The following is a 4,818-nucleotide window of genomic DNA, read 5'->3' on the forward strand; positions in this document are numbered from 1 at the left end:
CCCCGGAACACGATCGGGGCGGGCGCTTCGCCGTGCGGATCCGGGCGGTCAGGCCCGTGACCGGTGCGCCACGTACGCCAGGGTGCCCAGCAGCAGCCGGGCCTCCGGAGGCCGGGAGGCCGAGTCCAGGGCGGGGGAGCGCAGCCAGCGCACCGGGCCGAGGCCACCCCGGTCCGAGGGGGGTGCCGTGAGGTACGAGCCGGGGCCGAGGCCGCGCAGATCGAGGGCGGCCGGGTCGTCCCAGCCCATGCGGTAGAGCAGCCCGGGCAGCTCGGCGGCGGCGCCCGGGGCGACGAAGAAGTGGGCGCGGCCGTCCGGGGTGGCCGCGACCGGCCCGACGGGCAGGCCCATGCGCTCCAGGCGGGCCAGGGCGCGGCAGCCGGCGGGCTCGGCGACCTCGATGACGTCGAACGCCCCGCCGACGGGCAGCATCACCGAGGCGCCGGGGAACTCGCCCCAGATCCGCGTGACGTCGTCCAGCGTCGCCCCCGCACGGAGCACCGGGGCGAAGTCCAGGGGGTGCGCGCCCAGGGCCGGGCAGCCTCTGCGGCCGCACGAGCAGGCGCCCGCCGAGGCCCGGGCTCCCGGGACCACGTCCCAGCCCCACAGACCGGTGTACTCGGCCACAGCCGTGCCGTCCGACGTGCGGCTGCGGCGGCGCGCGCCGGTCCGGATGTCGCGCATGCCCCGGCTGATGCCGATCGTGAAGCCCATACCCCCTCCAACGGGTCCGACGCACGGCTGGTTACGCAGCGGACGCGAAACGTGACTCTCTGTCTCCGCCTTCCCGGCGGCCGCCCGTTCACTCGGCTCCCCGACGTGCCCAGGGTGGTGGGCCCGGACGTGCCCAGGGTGGTGGGTCCGGCGGCGCGCGCCCCTGAGTGCGTCACTGCACCCGCTCGTCTTCGTGCTGTGTCAAGTGAATCGTGCGAGGCCGTGGGGGAGTTCATTCGTTGGGGTGGCGAATGGTGGCGTTTCCGTGTGAGCCATGGCTGGGCGGGTGACCGTAGGACTACTTTGAGTGCACGAGGCCCAGGGGTACGTGCACTCACGGGTATGCCGGAGGCAAGTCGGCCTTCCGTTCGAAGGGTGGCAAGGGCCGGACGGACGGTCGTACATACCGGCATGCTGATAGGGCTTGGCGCACTCGGCGGCAAGCGGTCTCAGGGATGGGGGCGTTCCAGTGAGCGGCAACGGCGGCAGCGGGACGAACGCGGCGAGCGCGACGCACGCCGACAAGCGCCCGAACGAGCTGCTCACCTCCTGGTTCGTGCGCAGCGGCTGGTCCAAGGGCGAGCTCGCGCGCCAGGTCAACCGCAGGGCACGCCAGCTGGGCGCCAACCACATCTCCACCGACACCTCGCGCGTGCGCCGCTGGCTCGACGGCGAGAATCCCCGCGAGCCCATCCCCAGGATCCTGTCCGAGCTGTTCTCGGAGCGCTTCGGCCTCGTCGTCTCCGTCGAGGACCTGGGGCTGCGCGCCGCGCGCCAGTCACCCTCCGCGACCGGCGTCGACCTGCCGTGGACGGGCCCGCAGACCATCGCGCAGCTCGGCGAGTTCTCGCGCAGCGACCTGATGCTGGCGCGGCGCGGCTTCCTCGGGAGCTCGCTGGCCCTGTCCGCGGGCCCGGCCCTCATCGAGCCCATGCAGCGCTGGCTCGTCCCCTCACCCCCGGCCCCGCGCTCCGGACCCGACCCGTCGGCCGGTACGGGGCGCGGCCGCGGCCGGCTCTCCAAGCCGGAGCTGGACCTGCTGGAGACCACGACGGTGATGTTCCGCCGGTGGGACGCCCAGTGCGGCGGCGGTCTGCGCCGCAAGGCCGTCGTCGGCCAGCTGCACGAGGTGACCGACCTGCTCCAGGAACCCCACCCCGAGGCCACCACCCGGCGGCTGTTCAAGGTCGCCGCCGAGCTCGCCGAGCTGGCCGGCTGGATGTCCTACGACATCGGGCTCCACCCGACCGCGCAGAAGTACTTCGTCCTCGCGCTGCACGCCGCAAAGGAGGCCGGCGACCGCCCCCTCGGCTCCTACGTCCTGTCCAGCATGAGCCGCCAGATGATCCACCTCGGCCGCCCCGACGACGCGCTGGAGCTGATCCACCTCGCCCAGTACGGCAGCCGGGACTGCGCCGGCCCCCGCACCCAGTCGATGCTGTATGCGATGGAGGCCCGCGCCTACGCCAACATGGGCCAGCCCGGCAAGTGCAAGCGGGCGGTCCGGATGGCCGAGGACGCCTTCGCCGACACCGACGAGTGGGACGAGCCGGACCCCGACTGGATCCGCTTCTTCTCCGAGGCCGAGCTGCACGGGGAGAACTCCCACTCGTACCGCGACCTCGCCTACGCGGCCGGCCGCAGCCCGGCGTACGCCTCGCTGGCAGAGCCCCTGATGCGGCGGGCCGTGGACCTCTTCGCCCAGGACGACGAGCACCAGCGGTCCTACGCGCTGAACCTGATCGGCATGGCCACCGTGCACCTCCTGCGGCGCGAGCCCGAGCAGAGCACGCTGTTCGCCTCCCAGGCCATGCACGTCGCCAAGAAGATCCGCTCCGAGCGCGTCGACACCGGGATCCGCAAGACCGTCGACACCGCGGCCCGCGACTTCGGCGACCTCGGCGAGGTCCTCGACCTCACCGAGCGGCTCACCGCCGAACTGCCCGAGACAGCAGAGGCCGTCTGACCAGCCCCGCGACCCACTGAACCCCGGCCGCGGCCGGTCCTCCCGAACTGCCCGACTCGGCTCCCCCATGCCAGGTCATCGGAAGGCCGGCCGCGGCCGGTCCGCGTTCCCACGGCCCTCGGAGCCGAAGATTGCGCCACGATAACGATCGGCGCGCCCGCCATCCGGCAGTTCATCGACGCGTAACACGCCACGCGCCTTCGTCACGTTCGCGAAACAACGAGGGGCCTCGACCGAAACCGCGCTGCGCCAATCTCGTGGCGCATAACCGGCCCACCCCTCTTTGCCGCTCGAGGCTTCGCCCGCACCGGGCCGTACCAATGACGAGGAGACGCCGATGGCACCAGCCATCACCCTTGCCGCAGAAGCACCCAAGCTGTCTGCCGCCAACACAGGGTTCATGCTCATCTGTTCCGCCCTGGTGATGCTCATGACCCCGGGCCTGGCCTTCTTCTACGGAGGCATGGTCCGCGTCAAGAGCACCCTGAACATGCTGATGATGAGCTTCATCAGCCTCGGGATCGTCACCATCCTGTGGGTGCTGTACGGCTTCTCGATGGCGTTCGGCACCGACTCCGGCAGCCTCATCGGCTGGAACTCCGACTGGGTCGGCCTCAGCGACATCGGCCTGACCGAGCTGTGGGACGGCTACACCATCCCGGTGTTCGTCTTCCTGGTCTTCCAGCTGATGTTCGCGATCATCACGCCCGCCCTGATCAGCGGAGCCCTCGCGGACCGCGTCAAGTTCAGCGCGTGGGCCCTGTTCGTCGCCCTGTGGGCCACGGTCGTCTACTTCCCCGTCGCGCACTGGGTGTGGGGCGCCGGCGGCTGGGCCTTCGAACTGGGCGTCATCGACTTCGCCGGCGGTACGGCCGTCCACATCAACGCCGGTGCCGCCGCGCTCGGCGTGATCCTGGTCATCGGCAAGCGCATCGGCTTCAAGAAGGACCCGATGCGCCCGCACAGCCTCCCCCTGGTCATGCTGGGCGCCGGTCTGCTGTGGTTCGGCTGGTTCGGCTTCAACGCCGGCTCCTGGCTCGGCAACGACGACGGCGTGGGCGCGCTGATGTTCGTCAACACCCAGATCGCCACCGCCGCCGCCATGCTGGCCTGGCTCGCCTACGAGAAGATCCGCCACGGCGCGTTCACCACCCTCGGCGCCGCCTCCGGCGCGGTCGCGGGCCTCGTCGCCATCACCCCGGCCGGCGGCGCGGTCAGCCCGCTCGGCGCGATCGCCGTCGGCGCCATCGCCGGTGTGCTGTGCGCCATGGCCGTGGGCCTGAAGTACAGGTTCGGCTACGACGACTCCCTCGACGTCGTCGGCGTCCACCTGGTCGGTGGTGTCGCCGGCTCCCTGCTGGTCGGCTTCTTCGCCAGCGGCAAGGGCCAGTCCGACGTCAAGGGCCTGTTCTACGGCGGCGGCCTGGACCAGTTCTGGAAGCAGTGCGCCGGAGTCTTCGCGGTGCTCGCCTACTCCCTGGTCGTCTCCGCGATCCTCGCCTTCGTCCTGGACAGGACCATGGGCATGCGGGTCGCCGAGGACGACGAGGTGACCGGCATCGACCAGACCGAGCACGCCGAGACCGCATACGACTTCAGCGGCGCCGGCGGCGGCGCCGCCAAGACGGCCGTCACGGCCCCGGTCGCCGCAACCGCGAGCAAGAAGGTGGACGCATGAAGCTCATCACCGCCGTCGTGAAGCCGCACCGGCTCGACGAGATCAAGGAGGCCCTGCAGGCCTTCGGAGTGCACGGCCTGACGGTCACCGAGGCCAGCGGCTACGGCCGCCAGCGGGGCCACACCGAGGTCTACCGGGGTGCCGAGTACACCGTCGACCTCGTCCCCAAGATCCGCATCGAGGTCCTGGTCGAGGACGACGACGCCGAGCAGCTCATCGAGGTCGTGGTCAAGGCGGCCCGGACCGGCAAGATCGGTGACGGCAAAGTCTGGTCCATCCCGGTCGACACGGCCGTACGGGTCCGGACCGGCGAGCGCGGCCCCGACGCGCTCTGAGACAGAGGGACAGGAGTCGGCCGGGTGACGGGAACTGACATGCGCGAAGAGGCAGAGGACTCGGGACCCAGCGGCTACGCGGCGGCCCGGCTGCGCCTCCTCACCGAGGAGGGGCGGTCCGGGCC

General features: G+C 71.5%; 4 protein-coding genes. 3 read left to right on the forward strand and 1 reads right to left on the reverse strand.

The genetic code is table 11. The annotated features are described in order from the left end of the window. Nucleotides 1-48 precede the first annotated feature (48 nt). Nucleotides 49-714 (reverse strand): bifunctional DNA primase/polymerase, encoded by a 666-nt coding sequence (locus ACFW6P_RS31945; RefSeq protein WP_386358285.1) that lies wholly within the window; start codon nt 712-714, stop codon nt 49-51. A 469-nt stretch (nt 715-1,183) separates the two neighbouring features. Here ACFW6P_RS31945 and ACFW6P_RS31950 point away from each other — a divergent pair, with 469 nt between their 5' ends. From ACFW6P_RS31950 to ACFW6P_RS31960, 3 genes are all read left to right on the forward strand, one after another. Beyond that, the gene (locus ACFW6P_RS31950) at nt 1,184-2,680 is read left to right on the forward strand and encodes a hypothetical protein (RefSeq protein ID WP_386425762.1); all 1,497 of its coding nucleotides are present in this window, start codon (nt 1,184-1,186) and stop codon (nt 2,678-2,680) included. Between the two features lie 337 nt (nt 2,681-3,017). After that, entirely contained in the window at nt 3,018-4,358 is a 1,341-nt protein-coding gene (locus tag ACFW6P_RS31955; RefSeq protein ID WP_386358289.1) for an ammonium transporter, read from the forward strand. Further along, the gene (locus ACFW6P_RS31960; RefSeq protein WP_102907163.1) at nt 4,355-4,693 is read left to right on the forward strand and encodes a P-II family nitrogen regulator; all 339 of its coding nucleotides are present in this window, start codon (nt 4,355-4,357) and stop codon (nt 4,691-4,693) included. Before ACFW6P_RS31955 ends, ACFW6P_RS31960 begins: the two co-directional genes overlap by 4 nt. Nucleotides 4,694-4,818: the final 125 nt, after the last annotated feature.

The organism is Streptomyces sp. NPDC058741 (assembly GCF_042746715.1).
In the GTDB taxonomy this organism is placed as follows: Bacteria; Actinomycetota; Actinomycetes; order Streptomycetales; family Streptomycetaceae; genus Streptomyces.